We start from the raw sequence: 24,620 nt of genomic DNA, 5'->3' as shown, positions 1-24,620 counted from the left end.
GAATAGAGGAGTTTGTTGCATTGAAACAGGTTTATCTTCCTTGGGCTCTGTTATTGGGGATGGTTATGCTCTCCGGGGCAGCCAATGCTCAGGATGTTTGTTCCCAAGCGCTTGCAGCGAGCCAACATGCCGCGATGAGTGACGCCGCGAGCCCGATGGGACTTATGCGGCGCGACGTTGATCCAAATCGCTTATTTGCGGCGGCTGACGATCTTGACTTCTATACCGATGGGGTCGTGCAGCATGACAGATGTGCAGAATTACAGGGGTATCTTTCGACAAAGCGAAAAGGTGGGATAGAAGTGATCCGGTATTCGGGCGAGCGTTTACCAGTGTCGCTTTTTGTCTTTGCAGATCCCAACTCGGTCTTTTTACAAAACCTCCTTCCCGACACTGAAACCGGGGGTGTTTCTGCAGCGGTGGAAGTTGATGCGTTTCTTCTGAGTGAACTAGATTACTATAAGGGCGCTTATGATCCTTTCGCTAAATTGAAGGTTCGCCCTTACCTGAAGTCCGGCGTGTTGAAGCAAAGCTCTTATGTCGACGGGGAAACGATCTGGTTCGCCCATGACTTTGCGTCCGGCGAGGGGCAACAGCTTGCGGCCGCGATCTGTGCGCCAGATTGTGCACAGTTTGAACAGTCAGCCGAAAAACCCGCCCTCCAAAGACCTGTTTCTGAATCGCCGGCCCCGGAGGTGAAACAGCCCGGCGTCATGCTCTCCAACAGTTTTGTCGGACAAACGCTGACTGTCTATGCGGTGTCCGGCCAGGATGAAGTCCTGACAAGCCGATTGGTCGATCTTGGGCAGGTAGTCGCGTCTAAAACCACAGGCCTGTCAGAAGGTGAAAGGCAGCGTTTTACGGAAAGTGTGGCGCTCGCGTTGACAGATTTGATGTCAGAGTATCCGGACGATCGCAAAACGGGCTTTCACACGCTTTGGCAGATGGGTGTGCTGAACGAAAATTTACAAGTCGACACAGCAGAGCCTCAAAAAGCCGCCTTTGGATATAGCCTGGTCCTCAAAGAAAGCGTGGATGTTACGGCGAGTGCCGTCAATGCACCGAAAACGATCGCTGAGGTGGATGAGGCTGTTGAAGAGGATAAGTTTCTCTGGGATCTGTTGATCGAATTTGATCAGGCCTATACGAGCCCGCTGATCAACAATTGCCTGCCGCAGATGGAAATCGGGCATGTGGACGGTCTCTTTGAACCCGTGGTGGTGGACTTTACTGGTGACTATGAGGATGGTGACTTCAGCAAGATCACCCGGATGAAACCGGTGAACAAAATCGCTGATATGCTCCACGCGGAGGTGCTGGGGCAGCCGATCAAAGATCTCACCATCAAGATTTCGGTTCCCCAGAAAATTGATGCAGGGGGGACTGGATTGCCCTCCCCGCGCAGCTGTATCTTGACCTGGTCAGACACATTTCCCGACAAGAGCTTTGACCTCAGGGAGCTTTCCAAAGACACGGAGTTGCCTGTCTCTTTATCCGACGAGGATATCGTCACCTTTTCCAATGTGAAACTGCGCAGCGCGATCCGCCCGGTGAATATCCTGCTCTATAATATGACCGGGATCACGGACTCCAACGGCGAGATAGTGTCACCAGAACTGTACCCGATCTGGAACGCGCGTAGAACCAAAGACCTCTCAGCGGTTTTGGCAACCCTGTTGGGCGATGCAACGCGCGCTTTCGGGAAAACAACCGAGGAGGTTTTCATTTCCGAGGGTGATGGCGGCAAAGGGTTTACCTATCCCGTTCTGTTGGAAGGAGATCCAACACTCTTTGCCCAGTCGCTAAAACCCGGGGAAATCGGGGCGGAAAACCTAGCGAGATCGGCAAATGTCATTGCTGCAGAGGCGCGTCTGCCCCCGCGTTTCGTAATCATTGGTCGTACGGGGCTGCCTTTAACGCATAACTATTGCCAGACGCCTCCGCGACTGCCCGCTGAAAGCATGGCAGGATCGGTAGTGGTTGACTTCATGCCAATTGAAGCGGTGAAGTTGCTACGCTCTGATTCAGTTCGCGCAACCCTGCAAACACCCCCTTTTGAAGATGAGGTTCTGGTGGATGCCGCCGAACGGTTTGCCGCCAAGTGCCCTGACACGGGGACGGGATTGACCCATTGGGTTTTGACCCCCGAACTCGCGGATACCTTCTTTTTGAACGACAAGATCCGGGTCATGTCGAAATTTATTTTTGGAGAGTTGCAATGAAGTCCTTGAAGCAGACGACCATCCTGATGAGTGCTCTGTTCTTCACTGGCGAAGCTTGGGCACAAGATGCCTCCAGCTTTGTTTCCCCAGAGGGGCAATGTCGTGGTGATTTGTATGAGACCATCGATTCCTTTGAGCGTAGCGGCAATTCGGTGACGGTGCGCAAGCAGCAGCTCAAATCCGGGCCGTTGGCACCTCAGCCAATGACAAATACGTTTCTGGAACCCTTTACCCCGGTGAAATGTTACGCTGCTGAAAATGGACTTGTTCTGGTTTTAGCGGAAGAGGGGGGCAACAATTGCGGCTGGGTTCCTCGCAACGCGTTATTGGGGGGGGGAAGCAACGCACAAGGGGGCGTGTTGAGCCGTGGCTTGGCTTGCCCGACCCTCAAACCACTTGCTGTGCAGCAATTTTGTGAGCGCGGAGATACGCTTGGCGCGGCTGACCCTCTATGTGACGGGTTTCGCACGCAGGATGGCAGTTTTGCGGAAAACCCGATTGAGACCAAGTTCTTGACCTGGAATTCCGAAGCCGAGTCCAATGACCGCATGTCGGTTCCTCTCTACGATGTTCCGTCCAAAGGCTCTCGGCTTGACCATGACTTGTCGGTTTTCTCGGTCTTCAAAGTTTGGGACATGATGCTGAATGATGAGGATGAGCTGTTTTATCTGATCGGTCCGGACCAAAAGACCGTCGAAGGCTGGGTGCGAGAGGATGCTGGCACAATCTGGTTTTCGCGGCTGACTACGTTTTTTGCAGAAAACTCGAAAGCCGCAATTCTGACTGCACCTCCGGGCACGTCCAACGCAGAACCTTTGGCAAAGGCACCTGCCACTCTTGCCGAGATGCTGAACGACAAACGTGATTTCGACAAATACCCGGTTCTGCTGGACAAACGGTCTGAGGACAAAAGGTTGGCCACGTCGCAAGACGCCCATGCCGAAGTGGCTTTTATTGGCTCTCGCTGCGGGTCAGGCCAACTTTGTGCCGAGTCGTCGGGGCAAAGTATCGGGGATCAGCTGTCTCTGCTTGATCAGGTGGATGTTCTGTTTGTTCTAGATGCGACCAAATCTATGGACACCTATTTTCCCATCATTGCCGAAGAGGTCAGTGCGATTGCGCTTGATCGCGCCTCAACGACAAATCGGTTTGGCGCGGTGATGTATGGGGACTTTTTGCGCCGTTCGGCGAAAGGGCTGGATGATCCGATGCAGATCAAGACAGCTGTCGACCTGACAGAGATCTATCTTGGCGATGAGTTTGAAGATCTGTTGAGCGAACCATTGTTCCTTGATGATCCATTGGATGACAAACCTGAGGCGGCCTTTGCTGCGGTTTATCAAGCGATCAAATCGGCGGATTGGCGCGATGGGAGCTTGCGGATTGTGATCCACTTGGCCGATCACAAGGATCGCGGAAATGCGCCGCAAGGTGTGATTGATCTGCTGAAAGACGAAAAGGTGCTTTATCTTCCCATTGCTGTGCGGGGCGAATTTCTGGGTGAAATCAATGAAGATTTCGTGAAGCAAAGCCAGGACTTGCTTGACCGGACGATGCAGGACGGTGTGCGGATGGGGTTGGAACAGACCTTGGTAACCTATGACCCGGCTTCCCCTCAATCCGGAGAGGAAGCGCAGGTCAGCATTCGTCAGTCCTTGCGTGGTGCGACAGAGATTCAGGATGTTATCTCTCAGCAAATCGCGAATATTCTTTTGACCGGTTCGCAGGGGACAGTGGCGGAATCTAACCGCTACCCCCCCGGCTATTCGGAATTGACCGATGCGGCCCGCAAGCTTTTTGGGATTGATCTAGATGATGTCAGCGCCTCTGCCGAGGCAAGGACATTGGCGGCAAAAGGCTTTGTTGCATTGCCAAGTTCCGGGGCAAGCGACAGCTGGGACTTCCACGCCGCGATTTCCCAACGCGAGGTTAAAAGACTGGCGGATCAATTCGATATTTTGTGCAAATCAATGCATGACACGACCGCACAATCAGATTTGTCCAATGCGCTGCGTGAGGTGATACAGATTTTGACGGGTGACTTCCTGACCAAGGATAATGAACGTTTCTTCGCTTACTTCGACAATCGCGACAATATCCCCTTGGTCAGCAGAACCATTTTGGGCGAAGGCATTCTGGATCTGGGGCAGGATCTGAACAGTTTTGCGAGTTCGGCCCGTCAAAAGGTTGAAAAATACCGTCTGGAAGCATGTCGGACAAAGAAGCTGCTCAATCTGATCGATTCCGACTTCAAGGTGGACCGCCCTTGGGAGAACGGCCCTGACGGAAAGGGTGACCTGTTTTGGGATGCCAGCCGCGACGAATATATTGACCTCAAGGCCCGCAAGTTTGTGTGGACGAATACAGGCATCGGCGGGGTGGTGACCATCTATCTGCCTCTGACCTATCTGCCGCGTCCTTACGATGAGATTATCCACTGATGACGGAAGCTTATACATTTCGCAGCAAGGCGCGTCTTGATCGCGCGCGAGCGGATCTTTTGGGCTGGTATCTGGCTCATGATGATCAGGACCTTAGCGCACCGTTCAATCGCAAGAGTTTTGAGGATTCGCTTGCCAAAGATAGCCCGCTTATTTGGGCTCTCAAAGAACATGGTGGCGGGTCTTACAAAGGCACTTTGGCCTATCTTCGAAACTGTATTCAAATCTCGGAACAGCAATGGAAACCTGCTGAAAGTTTTGAACAGATACTGGCCGCGGCCCTTGCCAACAACGCAGCGTTAGGCAAACCCCAATCACAGGCAAACCAAGGATTGCCTGAACCTGAAGGACGCGCCGCTCTGGAGAAGCCGCGCGTGCGCTTGTCTCAGATCACGCGCAGCCTGATTTTGCTGGCCTTGGCTTGGTGCTGTTTTCAGTTGATCATGGTGAGTGTCCTGCGTGTCAGCCTGTCCCGGGATCTTTCAACCCCCGTGTCTGCTGTTGAAAAATCGCTTTCTGAGCTGTCATTCTCTTTGCCGGCCGCCGTGGGGTTTTGTTTTGGAAGCGATGACAAGAACTGTGAAAAAGCGGATGATGCGGTCGCGATGAAACGACGGGCCTTGGAGGATATCGAACAAACGCGCGCTGAAATCGGCTTGATTTTGTCCAAGCTTGCGCGGCTTTCATCTGGTCCGCATCCGGGGTGGTCCATAACGCCATTGGGTGAAAACTGTGCGCCCTTGGCAGAAGAAAACCTCGAAGAAGATCAGGAACTTGTCCTGGGGTTTTGCCGATTGCGCGAACGGCTGAGCGAATATGGGTTATGCCTAAGCAATCATCCCGCCGTTCGGGGAAACCAATGTGAAGAAGTGCTGCGCCTGGCTTTGGTCGATACAATCTTTGATTGCCCGGATTGTGGTGATCGGCCCGTGAACATTTTCAATCAACGGCTGGAATTGCGTCAGGAAATGTTCAATGCGGCCGCACTTGCCACGAAGGCAAACCAACTTTCCTCGCTGCCCATGATTGCCAGATTCACCTATCGCAAGATTCATCAAGACCTGCGTTTTGCCCAATCCCGGTTAGAGCATTACCTTGCTGATTTCACCCGGTAAGAGCGCCACTGGATGAGGGCACCAGTAACGATCCAGGTCAAAATGATTGGGGCGATTATCCATGGAAAGAGCAAGAAAGGCGATGTAATTGGTGCCGTGCTGAGGATATGTACCAAGGCGATTTGCCAGGCCCCGGCCAGAGTAGCAATGAGTATGACCCGACGTGCGCCCCATAGGTAGAGCAGCGCGGAGATGACGCTGATAGGCAAGGTCACCCCAAGCAACATGAGCTCGGGCAGCGCAGGGGGCTCATGTGAAATAAGCGAAAAAATCACCCCCCCGAGCGAAACGGCAAGCCCCGCAGCAGGCAATGCGGTTGTGACAAGTTGCGGGTAAAGCACGCCCAACAAAAGCGACAAGGCGAAAAGGCTACCGATCCAAGTACCCGCTTCTGTCGCGGTCATTGGCGCGCCTGAGCGGATCCAAAGGCCAAGAAGAAACACCCAAAGCGCCCAGCCTAGCCATGTGAACCAAATCCTCATGGCTGTTTGTCCTCAGCCAGCAGGTCAAGAAACCTGTCCAGTTCAGCGCCGATTTCGGTGGCACATATTGGGCGTGGCGGCTGCATGAAACGATCAAAAGCGCTTTGTGCAAGATCCTTTCGTTTGGATAAAACTGCGAGGTAGGTTGCGATCGCATGCATGCCCGGCGCGTCTTCTGGAACAACGATTTGCCGGGAAAGGAAGAGCTCCAGATGAGCCGCCATGCTTTTGCAGGGCTCAAGATCGGCGATCAATGCCAATACGCGCAGCAGCTCGTGGAATTCCGACTGACAGCTGGCGGTTTGTGCAAAGGCGCTTGCAGGGCCGCGCAGGTGCTGACCGGTGGCGAGGCGAAGACGCAGATCCAAAGCCAAAGCGTTGAAAAACCGGGGCTCTTGTTCGATCGCCGCTTGCGTGTGGGTCAGCGCTGCTTCGACATCGCCTTGCGCCTCGGCCTGAAGCGCGCGTAGAAAGGCGAGATCACTCTTTGTAACCGTCTGCAACTCCAGTTCAGACATGCGGGACAACGCGTAAGAGGCACGCTGATCTGTGATACTCCCTGATCTGGCTGCCGAAAGCGCGATCTCAAGATATGCCGCATAGGCCACCAACGGATCAGAACTGGTCACTGTCTCGGACAGTTGTGCCGAGACTTCATCAACACTTTGCGCAAGCGCCGCAAGAGTGAGCGCGCGACGTGCGTCATCTGGGATCCTAGTTGTCAGATTTTGACGCAGAAAAATCGTATCTGCGTAGGGTTGGGTTCCATCTAACATGCACCCGCGTTCCATCTGCTCGCTCAACTTTTTACAAATCCCGTCACATCCAGGTGGGGGAACCGGCGCTGGCTGGACAATCAGGCAGGGGGCAAACCGAAAACCAGTGCATTTGTTCTCTTGGGCCTCGGATGCAGTTACAACACAAAGCGCAACAAGACCGGCCAGAACAACCTTTAACCGCACGCTGTACTGCCCTCGCTGCAGATTTTAGGGAAGCTTTGACATAGCAACGTTGTGGCCTTTTCGGACTCGAGATTGTTGGGCCAGACCTTTGAAAAAGTGGCGTCTATGCTTTCTCCGCCAGCCAATTCACTGATCAGGCGGGTCTGGCGGACTGGGGATAGATTGCTGAAGATGTCTTTGCGTTCTTCCAGCAAATTGCGCAATTCGACCTGTGTGGGCGTTTTGCAGGAAATCAGCGCGGTAGCTTCGTCTTTCGGAGCGGATTTGTCTTTGTCGGGTTGCGACATCGCGTCCAAGAATGCCGAATGTTCGCGCAAAATCGCGAGGTGATAGCGGCGCAGCTCTGCCATGGTGTCTTGGACACATTTGTCATGATCCATGGTCACAGTAATGTTCTTGAGCTGCTCCGCAAACCGTTCCTTCATTTTATTCTCAAGAGCGACACAAACATCTTTGACGGCAACCGTTTCATCGCCGCCGGGCGCTTCGTCTGGATCGAGTGCCAACACCTCAGGAACGACAGGGCTTTCTGCGGATTGGAATGCCGCGGCTTGTTGATCCAGTTGGTTCTGCAATTCTGTGATCTTCGCCCGGGCGTCTGCCAGGTCATGAGACAGTTTTGGGGCTGGCGTGGCTTGGGAGGGCGCTTGGGCCAGCAAATCGGTGAGGCGCTGAATTTCCAACTGTGCGGCGGCCAATTGATCAGAGTTCTCATTGACCTTTCCGAGCTCATCCAAAAGGCGAGTGATTTCTACTTGAGCTGCGGCGTAATTTTCTGCCAGTTCCGGATCGACCTTATCAGGGTTTTTAAGCGCCTCGATTTTTGCAACGGCGATTTTTCTTATGGTCTCGTTGTTGTCAACATAATACTTCAAACACTGTTCGATGCTCATATTTGCTTGGTGACAGTTTTCAGGCAGCGCGACTACGGGCTCTTTGGGGGCGGTTTCAAGCGCTGTCACGCGCTCCAACAGCGTGTCTCTTTGTTGCTCCAGAAGCGACACTTGGCTGCCGAGCAAGGTCAGACAGTCCCCGGATGAGAGGTTTTGCTCTTGGCACAGCTTGGGCAATGGGGGCTGTTCGAGGACAGGTTGGGTTTCCTGTGCCAACGCTGGTTTTGTGGCGAAAAAAAATAGTAAAAATAGAGAGTTAAGTGAAAGCACGGCTTTTCTGGGAACAGGTGTTACCCAATTGAAGTGTTGCAAATTGGGTTTCATTCGCTAGCCTTTCAACAAGAGAATCATACTCAAATCATAGAATAATTTGACCAAAGCTTAATGTGGGACTTGAACGATTGAAACACTTGATAGGCATGAAAACCCTCCTTAAACTCTGCGTCCTTTCTGCATCCTTGACGCTTCCAAAGGCGGCTTTAGCAGACGAGGCGAACCTGCCAAAGCTGCTTGCTCAATGTGGAGAAGGCTCGGTTCTTTCTGATTGCCCCAACAAATGCAAGCCGGCCTGCACGGATGTGGATTTTCTGATCAAGAATGCTGATGGGTGTGCCGCGGCGATTTCTGCCGCTCCGGGTGCCGATGCGGCCCAATGTGTCTCTCAGCCAGTGGTTGAGCTGACAACGCTGGGGAAATGTGTGGAACTTGCGCGCAGTACCAGCCGCGAAGCCAATGCCATCATCAAGTCTGATCCTGAATGGCTGAAGCTCTACAACGCCTTTTTTTCAGAACTGCCCGATTGCGCCGCATCCGATGAAGCCGTGTCGAAAATGTTTGAATGTCTGGCCGAAGAAACGGGCCTGGTGCAGCTCGAATATACTGAGCTGGGCACCATCGATACGGGCGAAGGAGAGTTGAACCCAGACCGCCTGAGAGAACTCGCCTGTACGATCCCCGAAGAACGCATGCTGACCATGGTTGTGGGTGCAAAGGGGCTTCGGGGGCGTGCCACTGTTCTGGACGGCAATCTGGGCGATATCTCGACCTGTCGCAAAAATTATACCCTGTGGCTCGATGAACGGGGGGATTTTTGTTCCAACGGAAATTTCCCGAACTGCGAGCTGGTGATCAACTTTTTTCAGGATGATCTGCGAAAATCCCTGGATGGTGCCGAAGCGCAAAGCAAGCAGATCAGCTCTATGCTGACGGATCTCAATCGTGATCTGGATGCGATCTTTACCCTGGGCTTTATCGGCCCTCAGAAATGCGAATGAATTTCAAATACCAAGTGATCAACTGAACTGGAGTACATGTTATGATCCACTCATTGCGGGGCTTTGCAGCGACGATTTGTGTTATCGTGGGCATGGGGGTCACCCCGCTTGCGGCACAAGAGACTGAACCGGGCGATCTGGCTAAAATCGTTGAAGATATTGCAGCAAGCCGAGAAGCAACACTGGCACGGATTCAGGAACTCTCGGACGGGATCGACGCGGCCGGGTTGAAGCTTGAAGAAGCGGACAAGACCTTTGACGAAATGATCGAAACCCTGAAGGCGCATGCGGCGATTGGTGCCGCGGACGGAACCTATATCACCCGTCTCGAAGCCTTTGAGCAAGCGGCCCTGGCGGACGCGGCGGATGCCAAGGTTGAGGGGTTTCTGGATTTCGAAGAGATCTTCCTGGAGGATGCGAAGGTATTCTCTGATCAGGGCGAAGTTCTGAAACGTGAATTCGAGGCTTTGGACCGCCGTATTCGTGCTGTCGAGGCTGAACGGACGCGGGTCAAGTTCCTGATCAAAGCCAAGCGCTATGACCAGATCCAGAAACTTTTTGATGATGCGACCGGGATCATCAAAGAAGGGACCGAACGTGTTGGTGAGGTCGAAAAGGCTCTGAGAGAGCGCGACCCGAACCTGGTCGAGAACTAAGTCGGTGTTGCGGGAATTGGTAACCAAGGCGCTTGCGATCAGCGCCTTGGCCTTTGTGTTGGCATCGCCTGCTGTCGCGCAAGACGTCGTGACAAACGAGCTGGACGAATTGTATAACAAGGTTAAGGATTTAGACGCGGTCCTCGCGACGTTCATCGCGGATCTTGACAAGGATATTGCTGAAGCCGAGGCCAATGCCGGGTTTGGTGCGTCAGCTGATCTGATTGACCAGATCGAAGTTCTCAAGGCGAAGCGCGCCGAGTTCGTCAGCCAACGCAAAGAGCTGCAATTGATCCTCTCGGACATCAAGGAAACCGACTAGATGACTGCTTCGGAAACCTCTGAGACACAACATCAAAAGCTGCGCGTGGTCAGACCTTGGCGCAGCTTTATTGTTTGCGCGGCGCTTATCTTTTTGCTGCTGATGATCCGGCGTGATCTGTTTTTGCAGGATGTGCCCGGTGAAGAAACCGCCGACAGCTTGCTGGCACGCATTGCGCTGGATCCTGTGCGACTTGCCTTTGCTGCGGCATGTCTGGTGCCGGTTCTCTACACGATTTTGCAGGTCAGTATGATGTTGATCGAGGCCGTCGAGGTCAATAAAGGCTCCGTTGATGGGCCTGCCGGAGGTCTTGGGCTGCTGCTCAGGCTTGTCACCGCCCGCCCGTTGCGCCTGCGGCAAAAGCAAGACCTGACCGAAGACGCCCTGATTGTAAGCCAGGATGGCGAAGAACTGGCGGTCCCGCTTTCATTTGGACTAAGCGCGTTTCCGATGCTGGGTTTCTTGGGAACCGTCGTCGGCCTGTCCGGGGCGATCGAGGCCTTGCCAGGGGCGATCGGCAATCCGGACGCCTTGCAACCGGTGCTGTCAAATTTGCACGTTGCCTTTGATACAACACTTATCGGCTTGGCAGGGGCGCTGGTTTGTCTTGTGGGAAGCAAGGTCATAGAGGCCACGTTTGACCACTTGGCACATAGTGCCGAGCGTTGATCCATGGCACGCGCGACAAGACAGGGGGCTGCGGGTATTCCGCTGCTAGCCATGGTTGACGCTTTTGTTGGCGGCACGGCTATCCTGCTGATTTTTCTGATCTTGTCATCAAAGCCATCTCCGACAGATGGTGCGCAACCGTATGCTGACGTGACACTGCGTTGTGCGGAGGGGAAGCTCAGCTTTGTGACCCTGCCCGAGTGGTGGGCGCTGTCGGACAGCGACAGCTACACTCCAAAAGAAGCGATGGCTCTTTTGGCAAATACACCCTCTCCGGACGCTCTTTTGTTGCGGGTGCGGCTTGAGGCGGATCCCAACCAAGGGCGCTGCGCACTGTCAGCGCTCAGAGAGGCGCGTTCTCAGAACAATGAAAGTGACGTTTGGGAGGAAAACAGCGCAAGGGCTTTACTGGCGGTCAGCATGGTGCTTGTCCCGCCACCGGAGGCCAATCCATGAGACGCCGTCAAACCGGCGGGGCCGATGAGAGCTATCAATTGGATGCCGTCGTTGCGTTATTTGCGATGATTCTGGTTATTCTGGTGGTGATGGCTGCATCATCCTCCATTGGCCCAACCTTCTTTTCCTACAAGAGCAAGGAACCAAAGACGGATCCCATCGCCGTCAGTTCTTTGGCGGCCCCATTTCCTAGGCTGGATACGTGGCTCTTGCGCGATGGTGTGCTGTTGCAGCTGGATTATGACGCGGCGGCGCGATTGCTGAGCACTACGCAAACCGCGCATCTGGCGGCCACGGATCCAGTCAGCGGTGCAGACATCACTTTGATCCCGGATCGAGAAAGCCTGGGCGGCTTTGAGGCTTTTGAGATCCTGTTGCCAGACACGGACCGGATCGAGACCGGCGGTGTCTTTTCGCAAAAACTTGATGCGCAAACAGAGCTTCAGACCTGGGCAGAAGAGACCGCCCCTGCGCGCGTGATAATTTTCGGCGCAGCGGCGAGTTTTTTACCTGAGTTGATGGACGTGGCCGAGAAATTGGGACGCCCGCTGACGGTGAATTTTGTCACTGGGAATAACAAGATGACAGAGCGCAGAACCCGCCAAAGTTTCTCTTTCCAGGGGGTGTTGCGCGCGTATTGACCTATTCTGACAATAGAATATTCTAAGTGCATTGCGCTAATTTTTTATTTTGAGGGCTCAATGACTGTTAAGTCCCTGCTGTTTGCTGCTGCTGTTCAAATTCATTTCGCGTCGATTGCAATCGCCGAAGTGACGAACCCGCTTGTCGATAACCTGGCCGATTTGATGATTGATGTGATCGAAAGGGAATATGCGCTGCAATCGCCTGATATTGTGCCTCAACCTTCTCCAAAATTGGACCCGGTTGCTGAAATGGGCCTCGCCCCCTTCTCGGAAAATGGCCGCACCGTCCAAGTCGCCGTCGCCAGAGAAATTTCACCAGAAACGCTGATTTTGCTTCCCGATGTTGCGGATTGCGACAAGCTGGGACCTTGGTTTGTGGGGTTGAGTTTTAAGCGAGACTACTCAGCTTTTTTTGCCCAAAGCGAGGGGCGATTGCGCTTGTGTAGCCAAGCAAACAGCGGCTGGGTGTCTGTAAGAACCAAGAAAGGGACCGTCGCGCATCTATTGCTGAAACTGCAAGAATAACTTTTATTCAGTTTGCGCTGCCTGTCACCCAATTTTTAGGAGCGCGCGGCGGGCTCACCTATAACCGTTTGAACAGATCATTCAGAGATGCTGCAACCGAATACGTCATTGCATAATGAAGGTCCTGGTTGGGGTGTATCCCTTCCTGAAAACCTGCTTCGTTTCTTTTCAGGTCGCCCTACGGCACAAAAACAAATCCATGCGCGTCACGAAATTCCCAAAGCGCGTGCCGAATGTGTTGAGGTGCAAGACCACGCCAGGCGATGGCTGTGGACATATAACACCAACCGACCACACTGCGCATTGAGATACCGCCCACCGGCCTCCGAAACCATCGTTCAGGTGGACCAAAGGCCAATCATGCAACTGGACCACTCAAGTGGGGCTTATCAGCTAGGTCTCGCCAGATCTTAATGCGCCATTTGCACACCTTCATTTGACCGACGGTCGCTGAAGTGACGAAAGCCAGCATGCGATCTTTACCGTCACCTCCTATGCTCTCAATTCCGCTTTGGACCGAACACCGCGTTTTTCTCGAAGGAATGACGGCCTAGGTCCGATTTCTGTATGCGGCGGCCTTGGCGCGATTGCCGCAGACCTCCATGCTGCACCAACGCCTTTTGTGGTTCTTGCTGACATCGTTGAAAAACAACGTGCATCCCGAACCTTCGCAGAGCCGAACATATCTGAGGTCGGCCTTGGCGATAAACTCGGCGCATGATGCGGCGATGCGCGGTAAGAGATCTTCGGGGCTGGCGATGTCATATTCGAGTTTGAGAGCAATCTGTTGGTCATCAGACCCGCTTGCGACCAGACGCAGCGATTGCTGACCTTGTGCCATCAGGTGATTGAGTTTTGCGATCAAGGCGTGATCCGGCGGCACCTGTTTCTCGGTAGTAATCAAGTGGACCAAGTCGCGAAACTCCTCCCGAAAGGTCCGCAAATCCGCTGCCGCCCGTTCTAATGCAGTTTCGTGTTTGGGTTGCGCCAGGGCGGACCGTTCCGTCTCGGACAACAGACCGGCCAAGTGTAACCAATCCAGGACATCGTCACCCGATGCGAGCCATTCAAACTCTGTTGATCTTGGCGCGGCGACGGAGTTGACAAAATCCAGAGCCGTGCTCTCGCCGATGAAAAATGCGGCTGGGCGAATTTCGTCCATGGCGATTGTGGCTCCTGGTGAAGTAGCGACTATTGGCAATCGCACGACATAACCTTCTAACGATAGCTTTGCAAGTTATATTTCCTTCGTTGTGGCGCAAAAAATCGTGATTTGTCAAAGCTACTGTCTGGCGGCATCAAGTAACCATCTAAACTTGATAACAATGGTTACTTAAGGATGCCGCCCCATGACGCCCTCACTTTTCACCTCAGGCGCTTTGCTCTTTTTCTCGTCGGCTTTGCCGGTCTTGGCCGCTGGTGCCACCGATCACCAAGTGACCTACAACACGGTCGAGATCGGCGAGGTCTCCCTTTTCTACCGCGAGGCCGGTCCCAAATCCGCGCCAACCCTCTTGCTCCTGCATGGTTTCCCATCATCGTCGCATATGTTCCGGAATTTGATCCCAGAACTGGCTGAAACCTATCATGTCATTGCGCCGGATTACCCTGGATTTGGTCAATCCTCCGCACCGGACGCCGAGGGTTACGATTATGATTTCGCGACACTGGCGGCGACAATAATAGAGTTCACTGAGACGCTTGAACTCTCAAATTACACGCTTTTCATGCAAGATTTCGGCGGCCCGGTCGGGTTTCGGATGGCACTGGCCAATCCAGACAGGGTTGACGGGATCATCATCCAAAATGCGACCATACATGCGCAGGGTTGGAACCCCGATATCGTGAGCCAATTTGCGCCATTTTGGGGCAACCGGACAGTTGAAACCGAGGCACCATTGCGCGGGTTCTTTGCGCCTGAAACAACTCGCTGGCAATATACCCAAGGCGCGACCTTGGCTGAGCGCATCAATCCCGATGCCTGGGTCCATGACCAGGCGGGATTGGACAGACCGGGCAATCACGACATCCAGCTCGAATACCTTTGGAACTATCAGGACAACGTTGCCCAGTACCCCGAATGGCAATCGTATCTGGCCGAACACCAGCCGGACACTTTGATTGTATGGGGGCGCAACGACCCTTTCTTTCTGACCGATGGGGTCTCAGCCATCCAGGAACTGGTGCCGGCTGCTGACGTGCATCTGTTTGATGCAGGCCACTTCGCACTGGAAACACATGTCGCTGAGATCAGCGCCGCCATTCATGACTTTATGTCCCGCTAACGACCGCTCCACCTATTTCCCCAAATCACGAGGATAAACCCATGACGAAAATTCTAAATATCGTAGCTTCTCCGCGAGGTGATGCGTCTCAATCCAGCAAATTGGCCCAGGCCTATCTTGAGGCTGCAACACGTAAAGACCCTTCTCTCATTGTCGACACCATCGAGCTTTGGAAGGAAGATTTGCCAGAGTTTGATGGGGACAAAGCCGCAGCGAAGATGACCTTTTTCGGTGTCGGGGAAATGGGCGCGTCCCAGCAGTCGGCCTGGGATCAAGTCGTTGCCATCACGTCGCGATTTATGGATGCCGACATCTACGTCCTTTCCGTACCCATGTGGAACGGAGGTGTTCCTTATAAGCTAAAGCAATATATCGATACTATCACGCAGCCCGGGCTGCTGTTCGGGTTTGATCCAGAGGCCGGATATTCCGGACTTCTTGAGGGCAAAAAGGCGGTGGTGTTCTATACTGCCGGAGTTTGGGCTCCGGGCGCTGACAAGAAATACGGCAGCGATTTCCAATCGGAATACCTTGCCTGGTGGCTGGATTTTGTCGGCGTCAAGGACGTGAAAGATGTCCGATTCCAACCCTCTCTTTTGACGGCAGATCCCGAACGCGACCAGGAGGCCGCCATTGCCAAGGCCATCGACCTCACGCGCGACATCACCTGATTGCGATTGTCTCATTCGTCCTCATCAGCCGCTCTTTGCCCGTCGGCTGACCGTTAGAAATGGAAAGTCAAAATGCGAAATTTGAAGAAAACCTATGATGGGTGGGCCCTGGTAACGGGAGCGTCCTCTGGCATTGGCAAGGAAATGGCCCGTGAACTTGCGGCCCAAAAGTTCGACCTCATCCTTGTGGCCAGGAACCAGGATGCCCTTGATCAACTGTCACATGAGTTGGTGTTGCAGCACGATATCCAAACACGTGTGATTGCTCTGGACCTGGTCCAGGAGGGGGCCGCAGCTGCGCTGCATGCGCAGGTTGAAGACCTTGACGTTGGTCTCCTGATTGCCAGTGCAGGTATCGACGAAATGGGGCCTTTCCTTGAGAAGGACTATACCGATCTCCGTCGAATGATCCGATTGAATGTGGATGCTCCAAGCGAACTTGCCCACCTGTTTGGTACGGCGATGGCTGCGGAGCAGACGCCTGGTAGGAAGCGGGCAGGCATTATTCTTGTATCAAGTCTGTTTGCTTATCAGGGCACGCCTAACTTTGCGGTTTATGCGGCGACAAAGGCTTATGTACTTACCCTGGGAGAAGCATTGACGGTGGAGATGAGCAAGCAGGGCATTGACGTTCTGACGCTGTCTCCGGGCCTGACCGCGACACCTTTCGCTGACGGGTTGAAGATGAACGCGGCCCTTTTGCCAATGGTCGCACAAAACCCAAGACGCGTCGCGCGCGTTGGGCTGAGAAATCTGGGCCGAAAAATGAGTGTCGTGTCCGGCATGCTGAACAAGGCCTATGCCTGGGAGAATCGTTTGATTCCAAGGTCATGGCCTGTCTATCTTTTTGGCTTTCTGATTGAGAATGCGATGAGGTCTTACCAAAAGCGCATTGACAAAACCCCGGCCAAAAAAGCGAGCGCATAGATCGCCCGACCTTAAACTTGCGACACGAATACCCTGCCACGCATTTGGCGCTCTCGGGACGTTCGTGTCGCTTGATGAGTCAGGTTAAAGGCCTGACCCTAGTCGTTTGAACCAACGCCCACCGAAATTGCGATCACGGCGATCAAGGTGGGCATCCCCACATTGGGAAGTCCAGACCAGAGGTGTCCGTCTGCTCTTTCACTTGTCCAGTGGTCAGTTTGATTGCACAATTTCCGCGGCTTCGTGCAAAACGGGTTGCAACACCGGGCGGTGGGGTTAACGGGCCGCTCGGTCGATCCGCAACGGGGCAATCTGTACAAAAGGCCTCGCGTTTGGGGGGATTGCCCCCGCTATTTCCCCCCGCAATCCGGGGCCCCGGATCAAGCCCGCCAGGCAATCTGTCCGATTCTGCCCGAGTTTCGGAGAGATTGGGTGGGGGAGGCTGGATTGCAGGCTCTTTGAGGTGGGGAAATGGGTAAGGTTTTGTTAGAGAGTGTTAAGCTTGTCCCTTAATCGGGGCGGAAGGTACGCTGTCGCCTATTTAAATTGGCTGATGTCGTTCTTTGACATTTCTGTCGACATAAATGTTGAACTCAAGAGTATGAGAGCCGAACGACAGGAAGATCAACTCCTGAATTTCGGTGAGATATTTGTTGAGGTCGACAAACTGAAGACCAGGCACATCGTCAACCCCATCAGGAAAAACGATCAGCAAGTGTTCATCTTGAACTGTGAATTCAAAGGTTAGATCGTCTTTGGGAAATGGGGCGAAAAGAGATATGCCTTGCCCCGCGTCGGGGGGCTGGGAAAAAAGTTCATCGAGTTCCTCGCTTGTGTGGTTGTTTGCCCGGAAATTGAAGTCTGAAAACGATAAAAGAACCCCTTGCTCTTGGTGATCACCGTCCTCGTGTATCCAGCCGTTCGAAAGTAGATTGCGCAACAGTAACCGTGAGATGTCGTAGGCGGTCATTCCCTTTAGTTTAACTGTTATTGAACCACGATCCCTAGACATTATTCAGTCAAGTCCTCTGCGCGTTTTGCCCCAATGCTATAAAAACTCCCTTGCGCGTTGCAGTTCTGTGTACAACTTTTCGGGTAAACTCTTTGCCTTCATCATTCGGTAGGTCGTTTACGTTTGTAATAACGTTTTGTCGCAATTGGGAGAAGTCAACGTTTTCTTGGAGACCGCTGACTTCTCCACCAAGCAAGAGTCGCCTCCGCTTGTGCCATCGCAGACAGCGTCAAATTCTCAGGCGAGTTCGCTGTGATTGGCACAAAGTCGTTGGTTTTGTGCCAGCGCCTTTAAATTGTTCTGTAGTGGAAACAAGGCAAAATAAACTATTGCCAAATGCTTGGAGCACGGCGACCAAAGCTGACCCCTCGATTGCGATCCAATGTAAAAACAATACCCGCTTCAATTGATGTTTCCAGATCGCGTGCGGAATATCTTGAGGTGGATTCGCTATAGATGTCTCTTTGAATTCGCGCAAATGACGTCAAGTTTCGGGCAAAATCATACTCAAAGCTCAGCCCAAACGAATCCTGGTTCGAACGAAAAGTGCCCTTTTCATGTTTGGTTTGGCTTGATGAATACGATGCGCCGATTTTCCCGTTTGAGTTAAGCTTAACAAAAACTTCTGCGCCGGCACTCTGAAGGTCAAAGTCAAAGTCGGTATTAGTTCCTGATTCCGCAAATAATTCAATCGAGGTCCTCGCAAAATCCTTTCGATACTCTAGGCCAGCGAAGCGCCCGTCTCCACGGCGGTCTTTATCTATTGATCCTAGATAAAAACCAGCTTTGGATGAAGGGCTTATATTGTAGATGAAGTGGACGGTGTGTTTAATGTCAACATCCGTTGTATTTATAATGAACCGCTTCGTGTCGGTTCTTTCCAATTCATATTGGATCGACAGGTCTTGTAAAACGCCCATTTCCGCTGCAAAGCTATATCGAGTAAAACTGTATTCATCGTCCTGTAGAGAGTCGTTGCCTTGGCTCAGGCTGAGTTCCACGGCGTTCAGGCCTTGAGCCTCGGCGTGGTCGACTTCGGATATCTCAAAAAGAACACTAAAGGTTGAAATAACAGAGAATTTCGCAAGTCGATAGGCTTTCAATTTATAACTCCAGATTCTTCATTATAACAAACAATACATCGACAGGGTGAAACCACTTTGGTTTTCGTGTCCCTTGGGCGCACTGTCCACCCTGGAATACTATCGTTTAGGGTGTTGTTTTGCAACCGAATTCTCGGATACCTTTGGGCAAGCTCTTTGCCCAAGACCTAATGTATACCGGTGTGAGGCCTATATAGTTTCGTTGCTAGGGCAGATGGACAGACTATTCGTGTCAAGAGGAGTAGGAGCCAAATCTACAGTGGCTCAGTCAACCTTCTGTTGTCACCGCAAAAGCCCCATATTTGCGCCACATCGAAGGTTTGGTAATTGTATTCATTTCGCCGAGGGTGTCGTAGCGCGGAGTTTCTTTCCTAGGTGGTAAAACCTTTTAATAGTCGTTGGTTCGTGGAATACTGTGACCTGCAGTCTCCTCGCTCGTCATATGACGTTGCAATGTCAGCTCCCTGCGCATCACAGACACTTCCCCTCAAACCCCCACCGCCTTGCGGGTCATGTTCCAGTAGATCTCGGAGACATCGGCGGGGGACAGGTATCCGTCGGGGCGGTACCAGGTGGTGATGCCTGTCAGCATGGCGATCAGGGCGCGGGTGGTGACTTTGGGGTCTGGCACGTCAAAGACGCCTTCGGTCAGCCCAGCCTCGAGAATGGCACCGAGCGTGTCTTCGTAGGCGCGGCGCAGGGCTTCGATGGTTTCGAAATTTTCGGGGCTGAGATTGCGCAGCTCCATATAGGCGATAAAGATCTCATCCGCCCGGCCCATATGGAACTGGATGTGGAAATCGACAAAATTGCGCAGCCGCGTGGTGGCATCGCCGCTGGTGACGTGGCTTGCACAGGCCGAGAGCAGCTCGTCCATATGGGCCTTCATCAGGGAAAACAGCAGGTCCTGTTTGTCAGGGGTGTAATTGTAGAGCGCCCCGGCCTGGAGCCCGACTTCGCGCGCGATCTGGCGCATGGAGACGGCAGCATAGCCATGGGCGGCAAACAGCTTGAGGGCGGCGGCGCGGATGCGCGGGCCGGTGATTTCGGAATGGGAACCTTGGGTACGTGCCATGGGGTATTTGTAACTGAACGGGTGTTCAGGGCAAGAGGATTGGGGGCCGGAATAGGCAGGTGGTTTGAGCAGGTTCTGGCAGGGCAGCGGGATAGGGTGTTGCGGGGGCAGCGCGCTTGCGGCAGAACGGGGATATGGGTTTGGTGAAACATATCGGTGGCATGGCGGGGCTGGTGATGCTTGCGCTGGCCGGGTGCGCGCAATTTCCAGAGCTGGAGGCGGGCGAGACGCCGGGCGTGGCTGAGGCGCAGTATCCGCGACTGGTGCCGCTGGAGCAGCTCTTGACCGGGCCAGAGCCGACGGCCACGGTTGAGGTGGTCGCGCGGGTCGAAGGGCGCACCAGCGGGTTGCGGGCACGGGCGGCACGGCTGCGGGCGGCGCGGGTTGGCCCGGGACCGGGGATTGAACGGCGTGTGGCGCGCTTGCGTCAGAAGGCGGCTGAGTTGCGGGCGCAATAGGCGATACCAGCCGTTTGATCTGGTAATTTGGGCCAGTGTGGCATGTGACCCGTTGCAGATGGGCGCGAGGAGGGCTAAGGCGGCAGAAGAGCCGTGCGCAGCCGCGCGACCACAGTCTTGAAGGAGCCTTTGACATGTCCGATCCGCAGCAAACCTCATTGCGTCTAGGGATTGCCGGTCTGGGGACCGTGGGCGCGGGTGTGATCAAGATTGTGCGCCAAAAGGCCAATGTGCTGGCGCAGCGCTCGGGGCGTAAGGTTGAGATCGTGGCGGTTTCGGCACGCAACCGGGACAAGGATCGCGGCGTGGCGCTGAGTGATTATGCCTGGGAAGATGATCCGGTGGCGCTGGCGACCCGCGATGATGTGGATGTGTTTGTCGAGCTGATGGGCGGCAGCGATGGTCCGGCCAAGGCGGCGACCGAAGCGGCGCTGAAGGCGGGCAAGGATGTGGTCACCGCCAATAAGGCGATGCTGGCCCATCATGGGCAGGAATTGGCGGAACTGGCCGAGGCCAATGGCGCTGTGCTGCGGTTTGAGGCGGCGGTGGCCGGAGGCATCCCGATCATCAAGAGCCTGACCGAGGGTCTGGCGGGCAATGATATTGAACGCATCATGGGCGTGATGAACGGCACCTGTAACTACATCCTGACCCGGATGGAGGATGCGGGGCTGAGCTATGAAGACGCCTTTGCCGAGGCGGATGGGCTCGGTTACCTTGAGGCAGACCCAAACCTGGATGTGGGCGGGATCGATGCGGGGCACAAACTGTCGCTGCTGAGCTCGATCGCCTTTGGCACTCAGGTGAATTTTGACGGGGTCGAGCTGGAAGGCATCGGCTGTGTCACCATCGAGGATATCACTCAGGCCGCCGATATGGGCTACCGTATCAAGCTGTTGGGTGTGACCCGGCTGACCGGGCGCGGGTTGGAGCAGACCATGACGCCGTGCCTTGTGCCTGCGACCTCGCCTTTGGGACAATTGCAAGGCGGCACCAATATGGTGGTGGTCGAAGGGGATCAGGTCGGCCAGGTTGTGCTGCGCGGCGCAGGTGCGGGCGAAGGCCCGACTGCCAGCGCGGTCATGGGGGACGTGATGGATATTGCGCGTGGCCTGCGGATGAGCACCTTTGGCCAGCCGGCCACCAGCCTGGTGGCGGCGAAACCGGCCAAGGCCACCGTGGCGGCCCCGTATTATCTGCGCATGTCGCTGGAGGATAAGCCGGGTGCCATGGCCAAGGTTGCCGCAGCGCTGGGCGAGGCGGGGGTCAGCATTGACCGCATGCGCCAATACAGCCATGATGATGCCACTGCGCCGGTGCTGATCGTCACGCATAAGACGACGCGCGCGGCGCTGGATGATGCGCTGGGGGCCTTGCCAGAGACCGGAGTCGTCAGTGGCGCACCCGTTGCGCTGCGCATCGAAGAAGTCTGAACATGTGTTAGGACCCGCAGCGCTGGCCGCGGGCGGGTCCAAATTCCATTGATGGAATTTGCAAATTCCGTGGACGGAATTTGGGGGCGCGTGCCGCGATGCAGCGGGCAAGAAACTGCTCACTTGGATCGCTGAGAGGGCGCGACAGGCGCTTCAGTCCTGAGATGTGGTATGGTGGGGTTGTGCACTTATTACGTGCGCTGATTTGACCAAACCATTTTCAGGAGGTCTTGCCATGAGCAAGTTGATCATTTTGAGGGATGAGAATTTTGGCCGCCCGCAGGGGGGCGACCCGTTCACCTTTGGCATGGGGCCAAGCGCGCCGATGTCGGGGCTTGGCGCAGGGGACCCGCCCGCGCCATCGCTCTCTATCGAGGATGTGTCCAAAGCCGATATGCGCGATCTGGGGCGTGACCCGGCGGTGCGCGCTGTGGCCGCGCCGATGCCGACCAAGCTGATCGAACCGATGGCAGGGCAAAGCGCCGATGCCGCGAATGCCACCTGGGGTGTGGCCGAAGTCGGGGCCGTTGACAGCCCCTTTGACGGGTCGGGGGTCAAGGTTGCGGTGTTGGATACCGGGATCGACCCAAATCACGAGGCCTTCGCCGGCGTCACTCTGGATATGAAGAATTTCACCGGCGGGCCGGACGATACGCCAGATGGGCAAGGGCATGGAACCCATTGCGCCGGAACGGTTTTTGGCCGTGATACCGGTGGAAAACGCATTGGGGTCGCCACCGGCGTGACTGATGCGATGATCGGCAAAGTGCTGGCCGATAGCGGTGGCGGCAGCTCTGAAATGCTGTTTGCGGGCATGCAATGGGCGCAGCAGGGCGGGGCCAAGGTGATCTCCATGTCGCTGGGCTTTGACTTTCCCGGCATGGTCGAACGGATGATCGATGCGGGCTGGCCCAAGGACCTCGCGGCCTCAGCCGGGCTTGAGGCCTATCGCGCCAATCTGCGCGCCTTTGATGCGCTGATGGATATGTTCCGCGCCATGGCGCAGTTTGATGGCGGCACGGTGGTTGTGGCGGCCTCGGGCAATGAATCCCGTCGCGACCAGAACCCGAATTTCGAGGTGAGCGCCTCGCTGCCCAGTGCGGCGGTGGGCGTGGTCTCGGTCGGGGCGTTGCAGCAGGGTGGCAATGGGCTGACGGTGGCGGGGTTCTCCAACACCAATCCGATCCTGTCCGCCCCCGGCGTCAATGTCGAATCGGCGGCGGTCGGTGGGGGCACGGTGGCCTTTAACGGCACGTCGATGGCCTGTCCGCATGTGGCCGGGGTTGCTGCTTTGTGGTGGCAGGCCTTGTCGGGCACCCCGGTTCCGCTGAGTGCGGACGGTGTCAAAGCACGGATGCGCGCCACGGCGGATCGCACGGTCTTTGCCGCTGGCGTGGATATTGCCGATCGCGGTGACGGGCTGGTCAAGGCCCCTGGCGCCAATATGATGTGAGCGGTCAAGCCGGGGGGCTGTCAGGCACCCCGGCTAATTGTTGACCGGCAAAGCGGGCAGGACCAAATTCTGCCCCAGGCTCGGAGTGCCGCGCGTGTCTTTGCTGATCTCTTGGGCAAAGCCATGTTCGTTTTCCAAGGTCAAAACGCATGTATGGGGGCCAGGTTGGGGCGCGGTGGCGTCGGGCTCCAGCAAAAAGAACGCGTCTGAGGGCGCGGCCATATAGGGTTTGTGCAACATCAGTTGCGGCGGCAGGGAGAGGGCAAACCTTGTCCCACTGGCATCGCTACAACTGGCCTCGGGCGCGATATAGAGCGCGTATTTCCCCATATTCTGAACAGTGAAATTCCAGGCGATGGAGCCGTTTGTGTTCTGGTGCAGGCTTTTGGAGCGGATCGAGACCTTGATCTGTTGCTTGTCCTGATAGGTGCTCAGCCGGTCGATAAAGGTGGTGCCGACGCTGATCCCGGCCACAACGAGGGCCAGCACCGAAGTGGAGAAGCCAATCCAGCGGCGGGGGAATTTTTGCCAGCTGTTGCAGGTGGTGCAAAGCTTTTGGCTGTGGGATGTCAGCGGGGTTTGGCAGGCCCAGCAATGAGGCGCGGAGGGCGGCATGGTGACCTCGGAAATGATCTGTTTGAAATGCAGGTAAACTAGCACGAAAAACAATTTCAGGCAAATTTTCGATGGCTCTTGTTCTTGCTCTGGTTGTTCGCTAGGCGGGGGCAATAGGTTATAGCAGGTGCCGATATGTGGACTATGCCGATTGATTTATATTGCGAACGTGTGGGTGTCGGGCTTTGGGCCGAGCCAGTTAACGCGCTGAGCAATCTGGCTTTTCTGGTGGCGGCGCTCTGGGCTTGGCGCGAGGCCGGGAAGCAGGGGCAAAGGCGACCCCTGATCGCGGTGCTGTGCCTGTTGGCGGCGCTGATCGGGATCGGGTCGGGGTTGTTTCACACCTTTGCCAATGGCTGGTCGGAATATGCCGATGTGGTGCCGATCTGGAGTTTTGTCGGGCTCTATGTGCTGAGCGCGATTGCGCTGGTCGGCGGCGCGGCCCCGGGGCGGGTTGTGCGGATCGGGGTGATTGCGGCGGTGATCACGGTGATCGTCGTACTGGCCACCAGCGGAGAGGGTGAGGCGCATGGGCATAGCCATGATCCGCTGAACGGCTCGCAACAATATGCGCCGGCGCTGATTGCCCTGGTGGGATTTGCCGCGATCACACTGTGGCGCGGCCATGCGATGCGGTTCTGGGCGCTGGGCGCGGCGCTGTGCTTTCTGGTCTCGCTGGGCTTTCGCACGGTGGATCTGCATCTATGTGACGCGGTGCCGCTGGGGACACATTTCCTGTGGCATGTGCTGAATGCGCTGATGGTTGGGCTTTTGCTGGTTGGATTGATCCGAAACAGCCCGAAACCGGAGGAAAACGACAGCGCAACGCAGCAATAATGCACCGCCGCGCCCCCTGTTAGCGAGACCAGCCTTGCCCCCAGCGGTGTGGCTGGGCTAAACGGCAGTCGGATTTACTTTGAGGACCTC

Annotated in this window: 26 protein-coding genes; 18 read left to right on the top strand and 8 right to left on the bottom strand. The window is 55.0% G+C overall.

What is annotated here, in order from left to right:
- The first annotated feature begins 20 nt into the window (after positions 1 to 20).
- From CLV87_RS17735 to CLV87_RS17725, 3 genes are read left to right on the top strand one after another with little or no spacing between them, the layout of a single operon-like run.
- On the top strand, positions 21 to 2,222 hold the full coding sequence (locus CLV87_RS17735) for a hypothetical protein (RefSeq protein ID WP_133840832.1): 2,202 nt from the start codon (positions 21 to 23) through the stop codon (positions 2,220 to 2,222).
- Positions 2,219 to 4,663 carry a vWA domain-containing protein gene (locus CLV87_RS17730; RefSeq protein ID WP_099247547.1) on the top strand — a complete coding sequence of 815 codons (2,445 nt, stop codon included), beginning with the start codon at positions 2,219 to 2,221 and terminating at the stop codon, positions 4,661 to 4,663. Before CLV87_RS17735 ends, CLV87_RS17730 begins: the two co-directional genes overlap by 4 nt.
- Positions 4,663 to 5,778: a hypothetical protein gene (locus tag CLV87_RS17725; RefSeq protein ID WP_099247545.1), complete on the top strand. Its 1,116-nt coding sequence runs from the start codon at positions 4,663 to 4,665 to the stop codon at positions 5,776 to 5,778. The genes CLV87_RS17730 and CLV87_RS17725 overlap by 1 nt, the downstream gene beginning before the upstream one ends.
- Here CLV87_RS17725 and CLV87_RS17720 read toward each other — a convergent pair.
- The 3 genes from CLV87_RS17720 to CLV87_RS17710 all read right to left on the bottom strand — a co-directional run bounded on the left by CLV87_RS17720 (position 5,754) and on the right by CLV87_RS17710 (position 8,439).
- Positions 5,754 to 6,182, bottom strand: coding sequence for a glycosyltransferase family protein (locus CLV87_RS17720; RefSeq protein WP_133840831.1), 429 nt, complete (start codon positions 6,180 to 6,182; stop codon positions 5,754 to 5,756). The two genes, CLV87_RS17725 and CLV87_RS17720, sit on opposite strands and share 25 nt — an antisense overlap.
- Before the next feature lie 74 nt (positions 6,183 to 6,256).
- On the bottom strand, positions 6,257 to 7,036 hold the full coding sequence (locus CLV87_RS17715) for a hypothetical protein (RefSeq protein ID WP_133840830.1): 780 nt from the start codon (positions 7,034 to 7,036) through the stop codon (positions 6,257 to 6,259).
- A 176-nt stretch (positions 7,037 to 7,212) separates the two neighbouring features.
- Positions 7,213 to 8,439, bottom strand: coding sequence for a hypothetical protein (locus CLV87_RS17710; RefSeq protein WP_133840829.1), 1,227 nt, complete (start codon positions 8,437 to 8,439; stop codon positions 7,213 to 7,215).
- A 254-nt stretch (positions 8,440 to 8,693) separates the two neighbouring features.
- Between CLV87_RS17710 and CLV87_RS17705 the strand changes: the two genes are divergently transcribed.
- The 8 genes from CLV87_RS17705 (at position 8,694) to CLV87_RS24285 (ending at position 13,075) form a co-directional block, all read left to right on the top strand.
- The gene (locus CLV87_RS17705) at positions 8,694 to 9,389 is read left to right on the top strand and encodes a hypothetical protein (RefSeq protein ID WP_133840828.1); all 696 of its coding nucleotides are present in this window, start codon (positions 8,694 to 8,696) and stop codon (positions 9,387 to 9,389) included.
- Between the two features lie 41 nt (positions 9,390 to 9,430).
- Positions 9,431 to 10,045 carry a hypothetical protein gene (locus CLV87_RS17700; protein WP_133840827.1) on the top strand — a complete coding sequence of 205 codons (615 nt, stop codon included), beginning with the start codon at positions 9,431 to 9,433 and terminating at the stop codon, positions 10,043 to 10,045.
- A 4-nt stretch (positions 10,046 to 10,049) separates the two neighbouring features.
- A complete protein-coding gene (locus tag CLV87_RS17695; protein WP_099247533.1) occupies positions 10,050 to 10,367 on the top strand; it encodes a hypothetical protein in 318 nt (105 codons plus the stop codon).
- Positions 10,368 to 11,036: a MotA/TolQ/ExbB proton channel family protein gene (locus CLV87_RS17690; RefSeq protein WP_099247531.1), complete on the top strand. Its 669-nt coding sequence runs from the start codon at positions 10,368 to 10,370 to the stop codon at positions 11,034 to 11,036.
- 3 nt (positions 11,037 to 11,039) lie between these two features.
- Entirely contained in the window at positions 11,040 to 11,492 is a 453-nt protein-coding gene (locus CLV87_RS17685; protein ID WP_133840826.1) for a hypothetical protein, read from the top strand.
- Positions 11,489 to 12,133, top strand: coding sequence for a hypothetical protein (locus CLV87_RS17680; protein WP_099247527.1), 645 nt, complete (start codon positions 11,489 to 11,491; stop codon positions 12,131 to 12,133). Before CLV87_RS17685 ends, CLV87_RS17680 begins: the two co-directional genes overlap by 4 nt.
- 60 nt (positions 12,134 to 12,193) lie before the next feature.
- Positions 12,194 to 12,661 (top strand): hypothetical protein, encoded by a 468-nt coding sequence (locus tag CLV87_RS17675; protein WP_099247525.1) that lies wholly within the window; start codon positions 12,194 to 12,196, stop codon positions 12,659 to 12,661.
- A gap of 87 nt (positions 12,662 to 12,748) precedes the next feature.
- Entirely contained in the window at positions 12,749 to 13,075 is a 327-nt protein-coding gene (locus CLV87_RS24285) for an integrase core domain-containing protein (RefSeq protein ID WP_099247523.1), read from the top strand.
- A 136-nt stretch (positions 13,076 to 13,211) separates the two neighbouring features.
- Here the strand turns inward: CLV87_RS24285 and CLV87_RS17665 are convergent, their stop codons facing one another.
- Entirely contained in the window at positions 13,212 to 13,823 is a 612-nt protein-coding gene (locus CLV87_RS17665; protein ID WP_099247521.1) for a CGNR zinc finger domain-containing protein, read from the bottom strand.
- A gap of 187 nt (positions 13,824 to 14,010) precedes the next feature.
- On the opposite strand from CLV87_RS17665, the gene CLV87_RS17660 reads away from it, so the two are divergent.
- The 3 genes from CLV87_RS17660 (at position 14,011) to CLV87_RS17650 (ending at position 16,544) form a co-directional block, all read left to right on the top strand.
- Positions 14,011 to 14,946 carry an alpha/beta fold hydrolase gene (locus tag CLV87_RS17660; RefSeq protein ID WP_099247519.1) on the top strand — a complete coding sequence of 312 codons (936 nt, stop codon included), beginning with the start codon at positions 14,011 to 14,013 and terminating at the stop codon, positions 14,944 to 14,946.
- Positions 14,947 to 14,987: 41 nt separating this feature from the next.
- Entirely contained in the window at positions 14,988 to 15,617 is a 630-nt protein-coding gene (locus tag CLV87_RS17655) for an FMN-dependent NADH-azoreductase (protein ID WP_099247517.1), read from the top strand.
- A 72-nt stretch (positions 15,618 to 15,689) separates the two neighbouring features.
- Positions 15,690 to 16,544, top strand: a complete 855-nt coding sequence (locus tag CLV87_RS17650) for an SDR family NAD(P)-dependent oxidoreductase (RefSeq protein WP_099247515.1) — start codon at positions 15,690 to 15,692, stop codon at positions 16,542 to 16,544.
- Positions 16,545 to 17,085: 541 nt separating this feature from the next.
- On the opposite strand, the gene CLV87_RS17645 is transcribed toward CLV87_RS17650, so the two are convergent.
- The 3 genes from CLV87_RS17645 to CLV87_RS17635 form a co-directional block, all read right to left on the bottom strand.
- The gene (locus CLV87_RS17645) at positions 17,086 to 17,514 is read right to left on the bottom strand and encodes a hypothetical protein (RefSeq protein WP_133840825.1); all 429 of its coding nucleotides are present in this window, start codon (positions 17,512 to 17,514) and stop codon (positions 17,086 to 17,088) included.
- A 368-nt stretch (positions 17,515 to 17,882) separates the two neighbouring features.
- Positions 17,883 to 18,659, bottom strand: coding sequence for a hypothetical protein (locus CLV87_RS17640; protein WP_099247511.1), 777 nt, complete (start codon positions 18,657 to 18,659; stop codon positions 17,883 to 17,885).
- Between the two features lie 487 nt (positions 18,660 to 19,146).
- A complete protein-coding gene (locus tag CLV87_RS17635) occupies positions 19,147 to 19,734 on the bottom strand; it encodes a TetR/AcrR family transcriptional regulator (RefSeq protein ID WP_099247509.1) in 588 nt (195 codons plus the stop codon).
- A gap of 134 nt (positions 19,735 to 19,868) precedes the next feature.
- Between CLV87_RS17635 and CLV87_RS17630 the strand changes: the two genes are divergently transcribed.
- The 3 genes from CLV87_RS17630 to CLV87_RS17620 all read left to right on the top strand — a co-directional run bounded on the left by CLV87_RS17630 (position 19,869) and on the right by CLV87_RS17620 (position 23,078).
- Complete coding sequence (locus CLV87_RS17630; protein ID WP_176556041.1) at positions 19,869 to 20,192, top strand: hypothetical protein; 324 nt, start codon at positions 19,869 to 19,871, stop codon at positions 20,190 to 20,192.
- Between the two features lie 134 nt (positions 20,193 to 20,326).
- The gene (locus tag CLV87_RS17625; protein ID WP_099247507.1) at positions 20,327 to 21,625 is read left to right on the top strand and encodes a homoserine dehydrogenase; all 1,299 of its coding nucleotides are present in this window, start codon (positions 20,327 to 20,329) and stop codon (positions 21,623 to 21,625) included.
- Between the two features lie 235 nt (positions 21,626 to 21,860).
- Entirely contained in the window at positions 21,861 to 23,078 is a 1,218-nt protein-coding gene (locus CLV87_RS17620; protein ID WP_099247505.1) for a S8 family peptidase, read from the top strand.
- A 33-nt stretch (positions 23,079 to 23,111) separates the two neighbouring features.
- Here CLV87_RS17620 and CLV87_RS17615 read toward each other — a convergent pair whose 3' ends face one another.
- Positions 23,112 to 23,738 (bottom strand): hypothetical protein, encoded by a 627-nt coding sequence (locus CLV87_RS17615; RefSeq protein ID WP_133840824.1) that lies wholly within the window; start codon positions 23,736 to 23,738, stop codon positions 23,112 to 23,114.
- A gap of 99 nt (positions 23,739 to 23,837) precedes the next feature.
- Between CLV87_RS17615 and CLV87_RS17610 the strand changes: the two genes are divergently transcribed.
- Positions 23,838 to 24,530: a ceramidase domain-containing protein gene (locus CLV87_RS17610; RefSeq protein ID WP_208293351.1), complete on the top strand. Its 693-nt coding sequence runs from the start codon at positions 23,838 to 23,840 to the stop codon at positions 24,528 to 24,530.
- Positions 24,531 to 24,620 lie beyond the last annotated feature (90 nt).

Source organism: Pelagimonas phthalicica, assembly GCF_004364805.1.
Taxonomy (GTDB): domain Bacteria; phylum Pseudomonadota; class Alphaproteobacteria; order Rhodobacterales; family Rhodobacteraceae; genus Pelagimonas; species Pelagimonas phthalicica.
This window is presented reverse-complemented; position numbering and strand designations above follow the sequence as displayed.

What these genes read in the sequence shown, in the direction of transcription:
- CLV87_RS17700 (WP_133840827.1), top strand. Translation starts at nt 9,431, where the DNA reads ATGATCCACTCATTGCGGGGCTTTGCAGCGACGATTTGTGTTATCGTG.
- CLV87_RS17720 (WP_133840831.1), bottom strand. Translation starts at nt 6,182, where the DNA reads ATGACCGCGACAGAAGCGGGTACTTGGATCGGTAGCCTTTTCGCCTTG.
- CLV87_RS17725 (WP_099247545.1), top strand. Translation starts at nt 4,663, where the DNA reads ATGACGGAAGCTTATACATTTCGCAGCAAGGCGCGTCTTGATCGCGCG.
- CLV87_RS17620 (WP_099247505.1), top strand. Translation starts at nt 21,861, where the DNA reads ATGAGCAAGTTGATCATTTTGAGGGATGAGAATTTTGGCCGCCCGCAG.
- CLV87_RS17660 (WP_099247519.1), top strand. Translation starts at nt 14,011, where the DNA reads ATGACGCCCTCACTTTTCACCTCAGGCGCTTTGCTCTTTTTCTCGTCG.
- CLV87_RS17655 (WP_099247517.1), top strand. Translation starts at nt 14,988, where the DNA reads ATGACGAAAATTCTAAATATCGTAGCTTCTCCGCGAGGTGATGCGTCT.
- CLV87_RS17715 (WP_133840830.1), bottom strand. Translation starts at nt 7,036, where the DNA reads ATGTTAGATGGAACCCAACCCTACGCAGATACGATTTTTCTGCGTCAA.
- CLV87_RS17675 (WP_099247525.1), top strand. Translation starts at nt 12,194, where the DNA reads ATGACTGTTAAGTCCCTGCTGTTTGCTGCTGCTGTTCAAATTCATTTC.
- CLV87_RS17730 (WP_099247547.1), top strand. Translation starts at nt 2,219, where the DNA reads ATGAAGTCCTTGAAGCAGACGACCATCCTGATGAGTGCTCTGTTCTTC.
- CLV87_RS17710 (WP_133840829.1), bottom strand. Translation starts at nt 8,439, where the DNA reads ATGAAACCCAATTTGCAACACTTCAATTGGGTAACACCTGTTCCCAGA.
- CLV87_RS17625 (WP_099247507.1), top strand. Translation starts at nt 20,327, where the DNA reads ATGTCCGATCCGCAGCAAACCTCATTGCGTCTAGGGATTGCCGGTCTG.
- CLV87_RS17680 (WP_099247527.1), top strand. Translation starts at nt 11,489, where the DNA reads ATGAGACGCCGTCAAACCGGCGGGGCCGATGAGAGCTATCAATTGGAT.
- CLV87_RS17630 (WP_176556041.1), top strand. Translation starts at nt 19,869, where the DNA reads ATGGGTTTGGTGAAACATATCGGTGGCATGGCGGGGCTGGTGATGCTT.
- CLV87_RS24285 (WP_099247523.1), top strand. Translation starts at nt 12,749, where the DNA reads ATGCTGCAACCGAATACGTCATTGCATAATGAAGGTCCTGGTTGGGGT.
- CLV87_RS17650 (WP_099247515.1), top strand. Translation starts at nt 15,690, where the DNA reads ATGCGAAATTTGAAGAAAACCTATGATGGGTGGGCCCTGGTAACGGGA.
- CLV87_RS17635 (WP_099247509.1), bottom strand. Translation starts at nt 19,734, where the DNA reads ATGGCACGTACCCAAGGTTCCCATTCCGAAATCACCGGCCCGCGCATC.
- CLV87_RS17690 (WP_099247531.1), top strand. Translation starts at nt 10,368, where the DNA reads ATGACTGCTTCGGAAACCTCTGAGACACAACATCAAAAGCTGCGCGTG.
- CLV87_RS17645 (WP_133840825.1), bottom strand. Translation starts at nt 17,514, where the DNA reads ATGACCGCCTACGACATCTCACGGTTACTGTTGCGCAATCTACTTTCG.
- CLV87_RS17665 (WP_099247521.1), bottom strand. Translation starts at nt 13,823, where the DNA reads ATGGACGAAATTCGCCCAGCCGCATTTTTCATCGGCGAGAGCACGGCT.
- CLV87_RS17610 (WP_208293351.1), top strand. Translation starts at nt 23,838, where the DNA reads ATGCCGATTGATTTATATTGCGAACGTGTGGGTGTCGGGCTTTGGGCC.
- CLV87_RS17685 (WP_133840826.1), top strand. Translation starts at nt 11,040, where the DNA reads ATGGCACGCGCGACAAGACAGGGGGCTGCGGGTATTCCGCTGCTAGCC.